The organism is Chthonomonas calidirosea T49 (assembly GCF_000427095.1).
Lineage (GTDB): Bacteria > Armatimonadota > Chthonomonadetes > Chthonomonadales > Chthonomonadaceae > Chthonomonas > Chthonomonas calidirosea.
This window is the reverse complement of sequence record NC_021487.1, coordinates 324567-341085: the sequence shown is the minus strand read 5'-3', so window position 1 is coordinate 341085 and position 16519 is coordinate 324567. Positions and strand designations below refer to the sequence as shown.

Annotated in this window: 11 protein-coding genes; 7 read left to right on the top strand and 4 right to left on the bottom strand. The window is 52.8% G+C overall.

The annotated features are described in order from the left end of the window. The first annotated feature begins 17 nt into the window (after positions 1-17). The 3 genes from typA to CCALI_RS01485 all read left to right on the top strand — a co-directional run bounded on the left by typA (position 18) and on the right by CCALI_RS01485 (position 4572). Entirely contained in the window at positions 18-1847 is a 1830-nt protein-coding gene (gene typA / locus CCALI_RS01495; protein WP_016481701.1) for a translational GTPase TypA, read from the top strand. 280 nt (positions 1848-2127) lie between these two features. Beyond that, a complete protein-coding gene (locus CCALI_RS01490; protein WP_016481700.1) occupies positions 2128-3300 on the top strand; it encodes a site-2 protease family protein in 1173 nt (390 codons plus the stop codon). Positions 3301-3375: 75 nt separating this feature from the next. Next, positions 3376-4572 carry a C45 family autoproteolytic acyltransferase/hydrolase gene (locus CCALI_RS01485; protein ID WP_016481699.1) on the top strand — a complete coding sequence of 399 codons (1197 nt, stop codon included), beginning with the start codon at positions 3376-3378 and terminating at the stop codon, positions 4570-4572. On the opposite strand, the gene CCALI_RS14615 is transcribed toward CCALI_RS01485, so the two are convergent. The 4 genes from CCALI_RS14615 to tsaD all read right to left on the bottom strand — a co-directional run bounded on the left by CCALI_RS14615 (position 4556) and on the right by tsaD (position 9890). After that, positions 4556-5824: an FAD-binding oxidoreductase gene (locus CCALI_RS14615; RefSeq protein WP_016481698.1), complete on the bottom strand. Its 1269-nt coding sequence runs from the start codon at positions 5822-5824 to the stop codon at positions 4556-4558. The two genes, CCALI_RS01485 and CCALI_RS14615, sit on opposite strands and share 17 nt — an antisense overlap. 102 nt (positions 5825-5926) lie before the next feature. Next, a complete protein-coding gene (locus CCALI_RS01475; protein ID WP_016481697.1) occupies positions 5927-7198 on the bottom strand; it encodes a transaldolase family protein in 1272 nt (423 codons plus the stop codon). A 399-nt stretch (positions 7199-7597) separates the two neighbouring features. Further along, positions 7598-8866, bottom strand: coding sequence for a TrmH family RNA methyltransferase (locus CCALI_RS14610; protein WP_016481696.1), 1269 nt, complete (start codon positions 8864-8866; stop codon positions 7598-7600). Positions 8867-8876: 10 nt separating this feature from the next. After that, the gene (gene tsaD, locus CCALI_RS01465) at positions 8877-9890 is read right to left on the bottom strand and encodes a tRNA (adenosine(37)-N6)-threonylcarbamoyltransferase complex transferase subunit TsaD (RefSeq protein WP_081648424.1); all 1014 of its coding nucleotides are present in this window, start codon (positions 9888-9890) and stop codon (positions 8877-8879) included. 348 nt (positions 9891-10238) lie between these two features. Here tsaD and CCALI_RS01460 point away from each other — a divergent pair, with 348 nt between their 5' ends. The 4 genes from CCALI_RS01460 to CCALI_RS01445 all read left to right on the top strand — a co-directional run bounded on the left by CCALI_RS01460 (position 10239) and on the right by CCALI_RS01445 (position 16518). Continuing rightward, positions 10239-12824: a GH116 family glycosyl-hydrolase gene (locus CCALI_RS01460; protein WP_016481694.1), complete on the top strand. Its 2586-nt coding sequence runs from the start codon at positions 10239-10241 to the stop codon at positions 12822-12824. Positions 12825-13027: 203 nt separating this feature from the next. Continuing rightward, entirely contained in the window at positions 13028-14050 is a 1023-nt protein-coding gene (locus CCALI_RS01455) for an NHL repeat-containing protein (RefSeq protein ID WP_016481693.1), read from the top strand. A gap of 289 nt (positions 14051-14339) precedes the next feature. Beyond that, positions 14340-15347: an NHL repeat-containing protein gene (locus tag CCALI_RS01450; RefSeq protein ID WP_016481692.1), complete on the top strand. Its 1008-nt coding sequence runs from the start codon at positions 14340-14342 to the stop codon at positions 15345-15347. 193 nt (positions 15348-15540) lie between these two features. Continuing rightward, positions 15541-16518, top strand: a complete 978-nt coding sequence (locus CCALI_RS01445; RefSeq protein ID WP_016481691.1) for an NHL repeat-containing protein — start codon at positions 15541-15543, stop codon at positions 16516-16518. The last annotated feature ends 1 nt before the right edge of the window (position 16519 follow it).

Here is a 16519-nt window from a genome sequence, read left to right as displayed (position 1 = left end):
TTAGATAGATTTTCAATATGTATCTGAATACCGTTCGTAATATCGCTATCATCGCTCATGTAGATCATGGCAAAACGACCCTTGTAGATGGACTGCTGCGTCAGGGAAACGTCTTCCGGGCAAACCAAGATTTAGGGGAACGCATCCTCGATAGTAACGACTTGGAAAGAGAGCGCGGCATTACCATTGTTAGCAAGAACACCTCCGTCTTCTACAGGGATACCTTCATCAACATTGTGGACACTCCTGGTCACGCCGACTTTGGTGGGGAAGTCGAGCGTGTGATGAGCATGGTAGATGGTGTTTTGCTCCTCGTGGATGCAGTAGATGGCCCCATGCCACAAACCCGCTTTGTAACTGCCAAAGCCCTTGCAATGGGGCATAAGGTAATCCTCGTGGTCAATAAAATTGACCGACCAGATGCCAGACCCGACTGGGTCGTTGACCAAACCTTCGACCTTCTCGTGGAGCTAGGGGCTAACGACGCTCAACTCGATTTTCCTATCGTCTATACCTGTGCCAAGGCCGGCACCGCTACACTCGATCTCTCCCAACCTGGTCGTGATCTCCAACCCCTCTTTGAAACCATCCTTGCTCACATTCCTGCCCCGCAAGGTGACCCCACTGCCCCCTTCCAAATGCTCGTATCTAATCTCACTTACGACGACTATCGCGGACGCCTGGCGGTGGGCAAAATCTTCGCCGGCACCGTCCATCCAAACGACAATATCGCCATCATTAGTCGAGATGGTCAGCTTCGACCCGGAAAAGTCGTTAGCGTATTCGTTTTTGAAGGGCTTAAAAAAGTGCCGAGAGCTCAAGCTCAAGCCGGAGAGATCGTGATTCTCTCCGGCCTCGAAGATGTCGCTATTGGTGAAACCGTAACCTCGCGTGACACCCCACAACCTATTCCACCTATTCAAGTCGAAGAGCCAACCCTCCGCATGAGCTTTGGAGTCAACACCAGCCCCCTTGCCGGTAGAGAAGGGCAGCACGTTACCAGCAGAAAACTGCGTGAACGTCTTTTCCGAGAGCTAGAAACAAATGTGAGCCTTAGAGTGGAAGAGACCGAAAGCCCAGACGTGTTCCTTGTCAGCGGGCGAGGCGAGCTTCACCTGGCCATCCTCATTGAAACCATGCGGCGTGAGGGCTTCGAGTTCCAAGTCTCTCAGCCGGAGGTGATTTTTCATCAAGATGCCGATGGACAGCAGCTTGAACCCTATGAACAGGTACAAATTGAGGTTGCAGAAACCTATCGAGGCATCGTCATCGAGCAGATGGGGCGTCGTCGGGGCGAATTGCAAAACATGTGGCAAGAGAGCGGTAATGCTCATTTCATCTATCTCGTGCCTACACGAGGTCTGCTTGGCCTTCGCAACGAACTGCTCACGGCCACCCGAGGTACCGCTGTCATCAATAGCCTGTTCGCGGGCTATTACCCTTACGCCGGCGACATTAGTCGCGCTAGTCGCGGCTCCCTCCTCGCCACCGAAATGGGTACAGCGACTCACTTCGGCCTCTCCAATGCAGAAGAAAGAGGCATCCTCTTTATCGAGCCGGGAACCGAGGTCTATCCGGGTATGATCGTCGGGAAACACCAGCGAGATAGCGATCTCGAAGTGAATGTGTGTAAGACAAAGCACCTCACTAACATCCGCTCTTCAACTTCTGAGATCGCGGTGCGACTCACTCCTCCTGCCATCCTAAGCCTCGATCAGGCTTTAGAATATATTGGTCCGGACGAGCTTGTGGAAGTCACCCCGAAATCCGTTCGTATGCGAAAACGCATCCTCGACTCTAACCTTCGCCGTCGCTTAGAGAAAGCCCCTATCGGCGCAAAATCCTAAACACATCCTTTCGCATTAGCATCACCGTTTTCTATCTCTCCAAAGAGTGCGTGGTCGAGCTTAAGCATCATCAAGAAAGGCGCAAAACCTTAGCGGCCACAAAATCTTCTTCAAAATACCATTCTCTGACCACTGCACCACCTTTTTGTTAAAAAGGAAGATAATTGAGCTGAATAAGGTATGTATATAGGGCATAGGGAATCTGTCCCCTCGTCATAATAACAGGCGTATCTATCGAGTATCTCTGCGTAGATCAAAAGAAAGCGGAAAGGAGTTTTGTATGACACCCATCCCACCACAACCACCAGAACATCAGTCGGCGTCGCCATTCCGAAGGCCCCAAAATCCGTTCGATTCCGGCTCCTTTCTTTTAGCGGTGATCGCGGGTATCCCGATACGCATTCACTTCACCTTCTTACTGCTCCTCGTCCTCGTTGCCGCAACAGGGATCGGAGGCAATCAGGGTCATAGCCTGATCAGCGTTATCTATGTGATCCTGCTGTTCGCTTGCGTAGTGCTCCATGAACTCGGTCATGCTCTTACCGCCAGGCGTTACGGCATCCGAACCTACGACATCGTCCTTTATCCTATCGGGGGCGTAGCAAGGCTACAAAACCTGCCGGATGTGAAGTCGGAGCTCTGGATTGCCCTGGCTGGTCCTGCAGTCAATGTCGTTCTTGCAGCTCTGCTTGGCATCGCGATCGCCGCAGCAGGTGTTCCCTTCGATCCCTCGCAAATACCTGCCCCCTTACCACGCCTCGTAGTCGATCTCTTTTGGTCTAATATCGCTCTCTTCGCCTTCAACATGCTGCCCGCATTTCCGATGGATGGGGGACGTGTTCTGCGCTCGTTTCTTGCAAAATATCTGGATGTGTTGGTGGCTACTCGAATCGCCGCCAGCATCGGCCAGGGGCTGGCGCTGCTTTTGGGACTTTGGTCCCTCTTCACCCTCAATCCGCTTCTTCTTCTCATCGCCGTTTTTGTCTTTGTGGCTGCCGGCCAGGAGGCGAACGCCTACCAGACGCATCTGCTGGCCACGGGTCACACCGTACGTGAAGCCATGCTGCGCGATTTTCATACCCTGAGCGTTGGCGACACGCTGCGCACTGCTGCCGAAAAACTGCTCTCGGGCAGCCAACACGATTTTCCTGTTGTCTTCGGTGAGGAGGTACAAGGGGTGTTGACACGTGCCGACCTGCTGCGTGGCCTAGCACAGGAGGGACCCGATGCCTACGTCGCCGGTGTCATGCAACGTGACTTTACCTACGTCTATCCCAATACCGATCTCGAACAGGTACTTCAGGCGTTCACACCCAATAAACCCATTCTTGTTATGGAGCCACCTCAAACGCCCACCGACTCGCCGAAGCTCATCGGCATGCTGAACCAAGAGAACGTCCTTGAATTCCTGATCATCTCTCACTTCAACTCTCGCCCACACCGTCTGGACTAACGGCATAGCAACCTGCAGGAATCACGGAAAAAAATGGCGAATTAGTATTTTTAAGCTACAAAAAGGAGTCTGGCTATGCGCATCATTCGTTATGCTCTTGCCTTGCTGATGCTTACCATTGGCATCTGCCCACTGCATGCAGCACAACCCCGTGTAAATGTGGCTTTACATGGGAAACGCTTTACTATTGGAGCCGGAGACAATCGCCTAACCGTGCTCTACCTGAGGGGTACACCCTATGAAATGGGCTATGCGCACGGGAAACTTTGCGCAAAAGAGGTACGCTATCTTGCAGAGCAGGTGGCCCCGATGATGATGCTGGGGATGGGGTGCTCTCCTTCTCGTGTAGATGCCATCTGGAAGCTCTATGCGAAGCACCTACGCCCCGACTATCTGGAAGAGCTGAAGGGGCTAGCCGATGGTTCTGGCGTTCCTCTAAGAGATATCGAACGACTATCGGCCATACCCGACATCTCTCAATGGAGCTGCTCTTTCTTCGCTGCTGATGGGAAAGCAACGGAACACGGTGATCTTATCCAAATCCGAGCGCTCGACTATACCACCGATGCTGGTATTCAAAAGTATCCGGCCCTCATCGTCTACGCCCCAGACCATGGAGTGCCTTTTGTAAGTGTCGGTTGGCTGGGATTCGCCGGAGTGGTTACCGCGCTGAATGCTGATACCATCGCCATGTCTGAAATAGGTGACGACTGGGACAAACAAACGAATAACTTCGATGGACGCCCCCTTACCTATGTCATGCGCGATGCCGTTCAGTTCGGTACAACGCTTCAAGAGGCGATCCATCAGGTGCGCGACTACCCTCGAACGCTCTCCATCCTCTACTGCCTTTCGTGGGGTAAAACAGGGCAGATGGCTGCCCTACAAACAAGTCACGATAAGTGCTACGTGTATAATTCGACCGATCTGCCGTTCCCTACCAAGCCTGGCATGGTCTATATGTCAATGGGGATGCATAGCGACTGGAACGCCAAGCTTGGTCATGTGCTCCTTCAAGACTATGGGCACATTACCGTCCCGGTCGCAGAGCAGATCATGCACCAGCTGAAAACCGGTAGTTTGCACGCGGTGGTCTTCAAACCGGCCACAGGCGACCTCTGGGTGGCCAACGCCACAGCACACCAAATGGCTTACGATAGGCCGTTTCTCCATTTCAACCTGTTTAAGGCGCTGTCTGATCCCTTCTTCAAGCAACCAATGCCTACTTCTACAGCGCAGAAAACCTCTCAAGTCCCTATAAATGCCCGATAAAACGGCCAGGGCTGAAGGTGTTGTGCGGATCGAGTGACTGTTTGAGAAGTTTTTGCAACGGAAAATCCGCTCCCAAATGGCCCCATCGCTCGGTATCTTCAAGTTCAGGAGTGATGGGGTCTAACCGTGTCCAAATCAAACGGGTTCGCGGCGACGGCAAAAGTTCACGGACACGCTTTGGCGAAAGTAGCTCAGGTGCCGCTGCAGCGATCTCTACGATCCCGCAGGCACAATCTGCTGTTACTTGCAGGTCTGGTGCATCGCCAATGCGCTCTAAAAGCGACGCGACTTCGGTCGGCAAACAAGAGATGCGCACAGCTAAAGGTGTCGCATCGGATAACCGTGCAAGGCGATTTTGCCATTCCTGCTGCCTCTCCTGGGATAGCTCTTCAGGTGCCATCGAAACACCAAGCTTTCTCGCAAGATCGGTATACGCGTCTGTTTGCCAATCCACGCGTCTGCGAGTACCCTGCAAAAATAAGACGACCTGAGGACGTGAGGCGACCTCATTCGTGACCCAGTAACCTACAGCGGCAAGTTGCGCTTGATAAAGCTCAAATGCGATCCTTGCTCCCGTAGCAAGATCAGCGACTTCCCAAACGAGAGTGCGCTGAAATGCTGGTGCCGTATGGACTTTGAACGTTAACTCGGTAAGAAAGCCTAACGTTCCCCACGATCCGGTAAAGAGTTTGCTAATATCGTAACCAGCTACGTTTTTCACAACCTTGCCACCACCGCGAACCTCAACACCTCCCGACATCATCGCACGAACGCCGATCAAAATATCGCGAGGTGTTCCATAAGCTGTCCGCCAAAAACCGCTTTGCGCACTGGCCACAATGCCTCCTAGCGTGGCCCTATCAGGCAGAGGCACATCGAGCGCTAAACGCTGATGACGTTTCGCTAAAATACCCTGCAAATCGGCAAGCGTCATTCCGGGCTCAACAGTTACCGTTAGGTCATCGGGTTGATAGTCTAACAGAGAATTAAGGTGAACACTACTCACCAAAACCACAGGCTTGCTCGGGCTGTAGCCGGTATGTAGTCGCGTGCCCCCGCCTACCGGTACAATGCCAACATCAGCCTCTTCTAGAGCACATATCAATGGAGCAAGCTGAGACTTCTCCTTCGGACACAATGCAGCAAGAGGAGGCGATTGCCACCATCTTGGCCAAGGGAAATCGTCAGCGGAGAGGACGCCATCATCCCCAACGATGTCGCGTAGTAAAGCAAGCAAACCTTCGACTGTCACATGTTTTCATTTCGCGAAAGCACCGCGGAAATCCTGCTGCCTACAAGTCAAGAGGGAGAGCACAGCCCTCCCTCAACTTTACCGTTCTACGGCTGGTTGTCCTTAGGCTTCCGCGATCAGTTTACGGATGCGAGCATCTAGTGCTTCCTGGTCAACAATGAACGACTGCAGTGCCGCTTCGGTCATGAGGTCGTCAAGAGAGGCTCGCCCCTTCCATCGAGCAAAATCGGGTATTTTACCTTTCTCGCGAATCGCCTGCTGTTCCTCCGATGTGAAGTTGCTAAACAAGCGGGTTCCATGGTCTCGATCTGCCTGCCGAAGGTCGTTCCCTGTTAAGTGCACGCCACCTCGCGCAGCAAGCTCTTTTGCAAAAGCTTTGAACGCATCATCTACCGTCCAAAGGAGCTCAAGCTGCCGATGGGTTTCAGCATCGGCACCAGGGTTCAAATGCACCTCATAATCCTTGTTCAGACACGATTCGATGCTCTCCGGCCTCGGGTGAGCAGCGTAGAACTCCTCTACCGCCTTCGGAGGGGCCGTATACACATCCACTCCGGCCAGCGTTAATAGCTGCTCTCCACTCCGCATCGAAGCGGCAATTTGGCGCGTTGGAATATCTGGGTGGTGCTCACGTAACTCCCGTACCACTCTCTGCGAAGCCAGCGTCGCCTTCTCACCAACGAACCTGCCATCACCCAGATGATTATCGGCCACCACCGAGTTTAATCTTCCTAGAAACACATTACAGTAGTTCGGCTTCGAGAGCAAAGTGGCCAAATAGTTCTGTCGGGCAGAGAAGCCAAGCGTGTAGTTGATGGGAATGCCCTCGGCACGAGCACGAGCCACGGCACAAAACCCTTCTGGAGTCATAGGGATCTTTACAATGAAGCGCTCGGGATGAACCGCATAGTATCTTTGCGCATAACGCACCGTCTTCTCGATGTCATGAGCAATTGAGGGATGCAACTCCACGCTAACGAAAGCATCGAACGCGCTCACAAGCCGAAGAGCGATGTGACAGTTAATAACGAACCCGATGTCCATCACCAAATCGTCCGGGGCGACACCCGGCTCGACATCCCGAATCCGTCGAGCCGCCTCTTTAATATCTTCATCCATAATCCCCGTCTGAACCACCTGGTTAGCTAAGGTGTTGTTGGTGGTTAGAGCCGAGAACTCCTGTCTCCACAGCTTACGCGCAGCCTCTAAATCCCCTGTATCCATCCAGAGCTGTGTGCCCAATTGGCGCAATTTTGCCAACGCGGGATCACTAGCCACGTCACCCACCCTTGCGGGTGGGTTCTTCACTTGGGTCGCCAATTCGGCGACAAGAGCCTCACGCCGCGTCATATCCGACAGAGAAATCGTTGCCATTCTGTTTACTCCTTTCCTGTTTTCTTATCAGGAAAAATTTGCGAAGCTCACCACCGCCTCGAGCGGTATCGTTGTTCCACAGAAAAGGCGGCAAGTGAACTGCTATTCCTCCGATGTCATCCGGCTACATCGGAGCACATCTTAATTTCATGCGCACTCCATTGTTGTACCATACTCCAACCCATCCCCATGCAGTCCTAACCCCCTGTTTAAGGCGCTTTGGCGACGCGCTTCCAAACGCCACGCTAAGCTTTCTCCTCCCTACCGACACCTTCAATAGAAAAACGAAATTGGGCAAGCCAACTTGCCATTCTTGCTGATACGTGGAGAGAGGATAGCAACCTGCAGGCTACCCTCCAGCATGCGACTTCCCAGCAGGAAGCAGACGCTATGCTACCTCTATTTTACTATGGAATTCACCCTCATATCTCTACGAGAGCACTCGGCGTATAGTCGCCGCTGTATTTCGTAGAGCAGAATGCCCGCGGCAACCCCAACGTTTAGCGAATCCTGGCCTGCTACCATAGGAATCCGAACCTGATGGGTGCATACCTCAAGCACCTCTTTTGTTAGGCCGTTTTGCTCATTGCCTACCAGCAAGAGCAAAGGAGGTCGAAAATCTAGCTGCCAGAGAGTCTCCTGCGCCGAACCGGTCGCGCCTATCACCTGAGTACCCTTTGCCACAAAGGCATGCAGGGCAGTCCGCAAATTATCGCAATACAATAGCGGCAATCGTCCTATCGCTCCTCGTGCCGCCCGAATGCAGTTTTTATGGAACGGATCCGACCCTTCTCCTACCACCATAACTCCCTCTGCTCCAGCCGCATCGGCAGTCCTCAATATCATTCCAAGGTTATCGGGATTGGCAATATTTTCGGCTATGAGCAGGACAGACCGCGAGCCTAGCTGAAAATGAGTCAGCGAACGCACTCCTGTCTCAACGACCGCTATCACACGTGGAACCGGCCGTGTTGTGGTGAGCTTAGCCATTAAACCTCCACTCAGACACGCCCTAGGCACCTCTTGTAAGCAGGCCTGTTCGTACAGTTGGTAACCTAGGGGATCGCTCTTTAACTCCGGAGTGTAAAGCAACCAGTGAATCGCTAGTCCATCCTCAACGGCACGCAGACATAACAAATCTCCTTCAATGGCAAAGTATCTTCGAGTTCTGCAAGATGTTTCGCGCAAAAGAGAGCGAACTTCAGCCAGAACACCGTCCTTACTCCCATCCACCATGTGCTCTATCACAGAACGCCTGCCACGCCTTCGCCCTGTTACCTTGTAAACAGTCTCGTTCTCCTTGTTTTCTTCCTGCACGTCTATCAACTCAGTAATCCCGTTACGCATCCACTCGGCCACGTATTTCAATTCAACCCAATGATCCCTAGGTAGCCTCAAAAGAAGCTCTCGCACGGCCCGCTCACCGCAAGCATACATCAGAAAGGCCTTGCACGCCTCATCGCTCATACCTAAAGCCATTACACCGTCCATTTCGCCACCAAGGCCCCTATAGGTAATCCATCGAAGCGCTGTAGAGCTAGAAAGGCCGATCCATTTGCGAACTTGAGCATCGAAATGGTCAGCAGTGAAGCCCGACCGCCCTGCCATGCAATCCTCGAACAGCGTCTTTAGGGCAGGTGACTCCTTTAAAATTCCTAACAGTTCCACCGTTTCCCTCTTAAGCAAGTTGGAATGTGGCAAGCGGAGCCGTTGCCAGCGTGTCAAAACTCAGGGCATCTGCTCCACAGGTGCGGTATCGCCAGTAACCGGCGGCAGCGATCATAGCCGCGTTATCGGTGCAGAGCGTCGGTTCAGGCATCACCAAATGAAGGCCCTCCTCAACGGCCATCGCTCGCATCCGACGCTGCAGCAGCCGATTGGCTGCCACCCCTCCCACAACACAGGCGGTCTTTGCTCCCGTCGCTTGCAAGGCACGACGTAACTTTGCCACTAGCACGTCTACAATAGCGGCCTCATACGAGGCTGCTATGTCCGCCAATGAAGTGGCACCTTGGTCTTTTTCTAGAAAGGTACGCAAAGCCGTTTTGAGCCCGCTGAAGCTAAAATCCAACCCCTCAGAGATCATGCCTCGCGGGAAAGAAATACGACTTGGATCTCCGCCCTCCGCCAGTTTCGAGAGGTTAGGCCCCCCAGGATAGGGTAGACCAAGCAACCTAGCTCCCTTATCAAAAGCCTCACCGGCCGCATCATCACGAGTAGCGCCCAACAGGGCGTAACGCCCATATCCTTCCATCCAAACCAGTTGCGTATGCCCTCCGGAAACGATCAGCGCAACGAGCGGTAGCCTCTCATAAAGCGTGTTATCTGCAAGAAAAGCCGAATAAAGATGCCCCTCTAAATGGTGCACAGCCACAATGGGCCGCCTCAAAGCCATGGCCAGTGCTTTCGCCGCCGAAACACCCACCAACAGAGCGCCCAATAACCCAGGCCTATTTGTTACGGCGATAAGTCCCACATCATCTAATGTTGTCTTGGCACTTGCCAACGCTTCGCACATTACCGGTATAAATCGCTCAACATGATGCCGTGAAGCGACCTCTGGCACGATCCCACCATACCGCGCATGGAGGTCCACCTGGCTAGCCACAATGTTCGAAAGAACTCGCTCCCCCTCTTCCACAATGGCTACCGATGTCTCGTCGCAACTTGTCTCTATGCCTAAAACTCTCATCTTAGCCGCCATTATACCTCTACCGCCGTCAAGACTGCCCTGCACCGAATCTTCACTTTTTTCGTGAACCTTCACCGCCCTTTTCCTTACCCATCAGAAAGTTCTAAATCCCACACATCCCCCTAATCATGGGGATTCGCTGAGTGGGTGAACCGGCTCACCTTCACCACTTGACCGCTGAAACTCTTGCTAAATTTGGTTCAGGTAAAGTTGATTGACGACGATGAACAATCTATCCCTGTGGGCAAGCCACTAAGAGTTTCTTGCCCCCTTATTCTATTAAAACAGGAGTCGGGGAAACAAATGGCGAATAACCCGTTTAAATTACCCACTTGGTCTAGGAGGTCTATGCCAAAGCAATCTACTCCATACCGCCATATCTATCGCGGGAGTAGGCTATGTGAGATCGCCTTTCCACTCGGTGGCATTGGCACCGGCACGATATCACTGGGTGGCCGCGGCGACCTGAGAGACTGGGAGATATTCAATCATCCCGGTAAGGGCTTTCACCTACCCTTTACCTTCTTTCTCGGCTACTTCGAGAGCGAAAATGACAAAGGTGTTGCTCGCGTACTTGAAAGCCGTATCCCTCCGCCCTACAGCGGTGCATCCGGCCTGCCAACGGGCAGGGTTCCGGGCCTCCCTCGACTTCATTCTAACACCTTTCGCGGAGAATATCCCTTCGCATGGCTTCATTTTCATGACGACCTTCTGCCCGTTCAACTCTCTCTTGAAGCGTTCAATCCCCTTATTCCCATGGATGTGGAAAGCTCGTCGCTCCCGGTCGCTTTTTTCCGGTGGAGGGTGCGCAACCCTACAGAACATGCCCTATCTGCCACCATCGCCCTGTGCCTTTTAAATCCCATTGGCCTCACCGGCCACGAACTTCCTGGTAGCCGCTATCATCAACAGCTTGGGAGAAATCTCAATACCTGGCAAGAAGAAAACGCTTTACATGGCATCTTTATGACCGGTGGAAAACCCCAACCCTCCGACCCTCACCACGGCGATATAACCTTAATGACCGACTGGTACAACGTTAGCTACCGCCTACGCTGGGAACGTGCAGGTTGGTGGGACGATGCCCAAAACTTTTGGGACGATTTCGTGTCCTCTAAAGGACACTTATCCAGCGATCCTCAAGCTTCCCCCTCTCCCGATCATCAAACCGACGTCGCCACTCTCGCACTCCACGCGCATCTTGCACCCAAAAGCCATGTTGAGCTACCTTTCCTCATTGCCTGGCGTTTCCCCAACCTTGTTAACTACTGGAACTCGGAACCGGAGGTGCATGGAAAACATATCGGCAACCACTATGCCACCCGTTTTCAATCCTCATGGGAGGCTGCTCGCTACACTTTCGAGAACCTTGCTAGCCTTGAAAAGACAACGCGCGCTTTTCATCATGCCCTCTATCGCTCCACATTGCCACCTTTTGTCCTCGATGCCGTAGGAGCGAATATTTCTATTCTTCGATCGCCTACGGTTTTGTATACTGCCGATGGACGCATGAACGCATTTGAAGGATGTGGCGATCGAGGAGGCTGCTGTCCGATGAACTGCACACATGTCTGGAACTATGCGATGTCCGCCGCTTTTCTCTTTCCCTCACTTGAGCGCAGCGTGCGCCTCACCGATTTTTGCCACAATACTCGTCCTAATGGACATATGGCGTTTCGAACCCTGCTGCCTCTTAGCTCAACCCTATGGCAGTTTAAACCAGCCGCCGATGGTCAAATGGGCACAATCCTCCGCGCTTACCGTGAATGGACACAGTGTGGAGATAGAAAGTTTCTCCAAACCATCTGGCCAGGCGTCCAGCGCGCTCTCGAATTTGCCTGGCAGCCAGGTTCTTGGGATTCCGATCAAGACGGCGTCATGGAAGGAGAACAGCACAATACCTACGACATTGAATTCTACGGCCCAAATCCCCTTTGCAGCGTTCTCTATCTCGGTGCCCTCCGGGCTGCCGAAGAGATGGCTAGAGAGCTGGGATTTTATGAGAAGGCCAGCGAATATCGGAATCGCTACGAACAAGGCCGCACCCGTCTTGTGGAGCTTTTGTGGAATGGGGAGTTTTTCCGTCAAATCGTTACGACAACAAACTCCGGTGCAGTGCAACAACAGTCGCCTAACCAGCTCCCACTCGAACCGGAGCCGCTCCACCAGTTTGGGGCAGGCTGCCTTTCCGACCAACTCCTAGGTCAGTGGATGGCCCATGTTATTGGCCTCGGCTACCTACTGCCGCCCGAGCTTGTTAAAAAAGCCATAGGATCCGTCTTCCGTTACAACTGGAAGCCCGATCTGTCACAACATGCCAGCGTGCAACGTTGTTATGCACTTAACGACGAATCGGGCCTTCTTTTGTGCACTTGGCCGCACGGCAGGCGTCCACGCTACCCGTTTCCCTACGCCGATGAGGTGTGGACAGGTATCGAATATCAGGTAGCCAGCCACTTAATCTATGAAGGAAAACTCGAAGAAGGCCTTGCCATCGTGCGTGGCGTTCGGAATCGTCATGATGGGGTACGCCGTAACCCATGGAATGAGTTTGAATGTGGGCATCATTATGCCCGTGCGCTCTCTTCCTGGGGCCTACTGCTTGCACTAAGCGGCATTCGCTACTCGGCTCCTGCGAACCGCCTAGAAATCCTTCCCAGGTGGTCTGCCGATCCGTTCCGATGCCTCTTCACCGCCGGTACCGCCTGGGGCATCGTGCATTTAGATAGGGAAGGAGTTTTAGAATTGGAAGTGCTCTGGGGCTCTTTTGCACTTACCGACTTATGTTTACCGCCCATCTTCGGGCAAAACACGACAGTTTGCCTTCAAAAACAGCAGGTACCTGTCGTCTATCAGGATGCGAGGCTTCATCTGAGCCCTACTCTAGCTCTGAAAGCAGGTGATAAGCTTCATGTAGAGGCCTCTAGCAGTTGATTGTGAGGGAACCTGCGACCTTTCTCACTCTGTCAAAAAACTATTCGAAGAATTTCAAGCGAATTTTCGTGTGTCACAAACTCCATGCAGGATTCTGTAGGGGAAAGTGTCAAAATAAAGGGCGTGCGTTTATACACGCCGATCACACGTAATAAACCCAATCCAACGTTCTTCGAAAATCTCTAACTTCGGGGGGAATATGTATGGATAGACGTCAGTTTTTGCAACTTGGCCTTCTCGCCCCGTTCGCTCTTTTGGCAGGCTGCGGTGGAGGCGGTGGTAGCCCTAGCTCTTCACCAGGAGGAGGCTCTTCAGGAAGCGGTTCCGGTGGTTCTGGCAGTGGTGGCTCCGGTGGAAGCTCTTCAGGGCCGACTATTTATGTTACTGACCAGGGGAATGGACGCGTCGTCAAATTCAACGACTTCACGGGAACAGGTTGGACGACCTATGGATCTACAGGTAGTTCACAAGGCCAATTCAATCTGCCAGGCGGACTTAGCGTGGATACTCAAGGGCGTATCTACATCTCAGATTACCAGAACGCCCGCCTCGTGCGCATCAACGATATGACCGGTGCCGGATGGGTTGCTCTCGGTAGCACGCTTTCCCTAGTAGGTCCCTATAATGTAACTCTCGATAGCTCTGGCTACATCTACATTGTTGACTTTGGTGGTCAACGCATCGTCCGTGTCTATGACATGAACGGAACAGGCGCAGTGGCACTGGGGCAGCTAAATAATCCTGGCTCTGCTGTAGGTCAATTCCACGGTCCTGTAGCGGCTGTTGTGGATTCTACCGGGCATATCTATGTCGTCGACTCCAATAACCACCGCATTGTCCGTGTTGACAACATCAGTGGGCTCAACTGGACGACCTATGGCTCCCAAGGAAATGGCCAAGGACAGTTTAATCAGCCCGGCGGCATAGCGCTGGATAGCAGCGGCCGTATCTACATCTCCGATACCCTCAACAATCGCATTGTTCGCATCAACGACATGACGGGTGCCGGATGGACGGTCTTTGGAACCCCAGGTACTGGGGTCAACCAATTTCAAGCTCCCGTCGGAATTGCCATCGACTCGCAAAATCGCATCTATGTGGCTGACAATGGCAACAATCGCATCGTGCGTATCAATGATATGACCGGAACAGGCTGGGTTAGCTACGGCTCCCAGGGCAGCGGTGTTGGCAACTTTATTAGCCCATTCGGTATCGCACTTCACTAACCACCCCCAATGAACTGTGTGGCGGGCGTCCACCCTCCAGGGCTGCCCGCCCTCTTTTCTTGCCGCTCCTTGATACGCTTCACCAACGGGGCGACCACTCCCTAGCAGGATGCAAGGCTTCTCTCACTCTGTCAAAAAACTATTCGAAGAATTTCAAGCAAATTTTCGCGTGTCACAAACTCCCTATGGAAATGTGTTAAAATAAAGGGTGTGTGTTTATACACGCCGATCACACGTAATAAACCCAATCCAACGTTCTTCAAAAATCTCTAACTTCGGGAGGATATGCATGGACAGACGTCAGTTTTTGCAACTTGGCCTTCTCGCCCCGTTCGCTCTTTTGGCAGGCTGCAGTGGATGCGGTAGGAGCCCTAGCTCTTCACCAGGAAGAGGCTCTGGAGAAAGCGGATCGGCTGGCTCTGGAGGAAGCTCTTCAGGGCCGACTATTTATGTTACTGACCGGAATAATGGACGCGTCGTCAAATTCAACGACTTCACGGGAACAGGTTGGACGACCTATGGATCTATGGGTAGTTCACAAGGCCAATTCATGCTGCCACGTGGACTTAGCGTGGATCCTCAAGGGCGTATCTACATCGCAGATTACCAGAACGCCCGCCTCGTGCGCATCAACGATATGACCGGTGCCGGATGGGTTGCTCTCGGTAACACGCTTTCCCTACAAGCTCCCAATGATGTAACATTCGATAGCTCTGGCCACATCTACATTGTTGACTCTGGTGGTGATCGCATTATTCGTGTCGATGACATGAACGGAACAAACCCAGTGGCACTGGGGCAGCTAAAACAGCCTGGCTCTGGGAAAGGTCACTTCTACGGTCCTTACGCGGCTGTTGTGGATCCTACCGGGCATATCTATGTCATCGACTGCTTTAACCACCGCATCGTTCGTGTTGACAACATCAGTGGGCTCAACTGGACAACCTATGGCTCCCAAGGAAACGGCCAAGGACAGTTTAATCAGCCCGGCGGCATAGCGCTGGATAGCAGCGGCCGTATCTACATCTCCGATACCCTCAACAATCGCATTGTTCGCATCAACGACATGACGGGTGCCGGCTGGACGACCTTTGGAACCAAAGGTACTGGGACCAACCAATTTCAATATCCCTACGGAATCGCCATCGACTCGCAAAATCGCATCTATGTGGTTGATACTGATAACAATCGCATCGTACGTATCGATGATATGAACGGAACAGGCTGGATTACTTACGGCTCCCAGGGCAGCGGTGTTGGCAACTTTGCTGGCCCATACGGTATCGCACTTCACTAACCACCCCCCAATGAACTATGTGGCGGGCATCCACCCTCCAGGGCTGCCCGCCCTCTTTTCTTGCCGCTCCTTGATACGCTTCACCAACGGGGCGCCCACTCCCTAGCAAGTTCCACGCCGCAAAATCGGTTATACTAAACGTGGTTCCTACTAGGGAGAAGTAGAAGTCAAAGATACAACGAAGGGAATGGGAATGGAGCGACGTAAGTTTCTTCAGGTCGGGATGCTTACCCCATTTGTTCTGCTGGCGGGCTGTGGAGGAGGAAACGGCTCCCCTGCATCGGGCAGTGGCGGCAATAGTGGCGGTCCCGGTCCGACCATGTATGTGACCGATCAAGGCAATAATCGCGTTGTTCGATTCAACGACTTTATCGGCACAGGATGGACAACCTATGGCTCACGCGGTAGTGGCACTGGGCAGTTCGGTCTGCTTGGAGGCATCACCGTAGATAAGCAAGGACATATCTATGTGGCGGACTATACCAACGCACGTGTTGTCTCTTTCAACGATATGAGCGGCACAGGATGGACAGTTCTCAGCTCCGCTATCTCTTTGGTCGGCCCCTACGGTGTGGCGATAGATAGCAGCGGTCTCCTCTATATTGCCGACTTTGGCGGACAACGTATCATTCGAGTCAACGACATAACGGGTGCCGGTGCGCTCTATCTGGGAACCTACAAACAGGCCGGCACGAACCAAGGCCAATTTAACAATCCCACTGCGGTAACCATCGATTCCTCCGGGCGCATCTATATCGTGGATTCCAATAATAATCGCATTGTCCGCGTCAACGACATGACGGGAGCCGGCTGGATAACTTATGGCGTTGCAGGCTACGGACAAAACCAGTTCAACCTCCCGAGCAACATCGCCCTCGACAGTAAAGGCAACATCTACATCGCTGATACGCTTAACCATCGCATTGTGCGCGTGAGCGACATGAACGGTACCAACTGGACCGCCTTTGGGACTCAAGGCAATGGCATTAACCAGTTTACCGGCCCCACGGGTATCGCCATTGATAGCCAAAACCGCATCTATGTGGTAGATAACGGCAACAACCGTATTGTACGCTTCAACGATATGACAGGTACAGGATGGATAAGCTACGGCTCAGGAGGTCATGGAGTGGGCAACTTTAGCAGCCCATTCGGCATTGCCCTCCATTAAT

What these genes read in the sequence shown, in the direction of transcription:
- CCALI_RS01490 (WP_016481700.1), top strand. Translation starts at nt 2,128, where the DNA reads ATGACACCCATCCCACCACAACCACCAGAACATCAGTCGGCGTCGCCA.
- CCALI_RS01455 (WP_016481693.1), top strand. Translation starts at nt 13,028, where the DNA reads ATGGATAGACGTCAGTTTTTGCAACTTGGCCTTCTCGCCCCGTTCGCT.
- CCALI_RS01445 (WP_016481691.1), top strand. Translation starts at nt 15,541, where the DNA reads ATGGAGCGACGTAAGTTTCTTCAGGTCGGGATGCTTACCCCATTTGTT.
- tsaD (WP_081648424.1), bottom strand. Translation starts at nt 9,890, where the DNA reads ATGAGAGTTTTAGGCATAGAGACAAGTTGCGACGAGACATCGGTAGCC.
- CCALI_RS01475 (WP_016481697.1), bottom strand. Translation starts at nt 7,198, where the DNA reads ATGGCAACGATTTCTCTGTCGGATATGACGCGGCGTGAGGCTCTTGTC.
- CCALI_RS01460 (WP_016481694.1), top strand. Translation starts at nt 10,239, where the DNA reads ATGCCAAAGCAATCTACTCCATACCGCCATATCTATCGCGGGAGTAGG.
- CCALI_RS01450 (WP_016481692.1), top strand. Translation starts at nt 14,340, where the DNA reads ATGGACAGACGTCAGTTTTTGCAACTTGGCCTTCTCGCCCCGTTCGCT.
- CCALI_RS01485 (WP_016481699.1), top strand. Translation starts at nt 3,376, where the DNA reads ATGCGCATCATTCGTTATGCTCTTGCCTTGCTGATGCTTACCATTGGC.
- typA (WP_016481701.1), top strand. Translation starts at nt 18, where the DNA reads ATGTATCTGAATACCGTTCGTAATATCGCTATCATCGCTCATGTAGAT.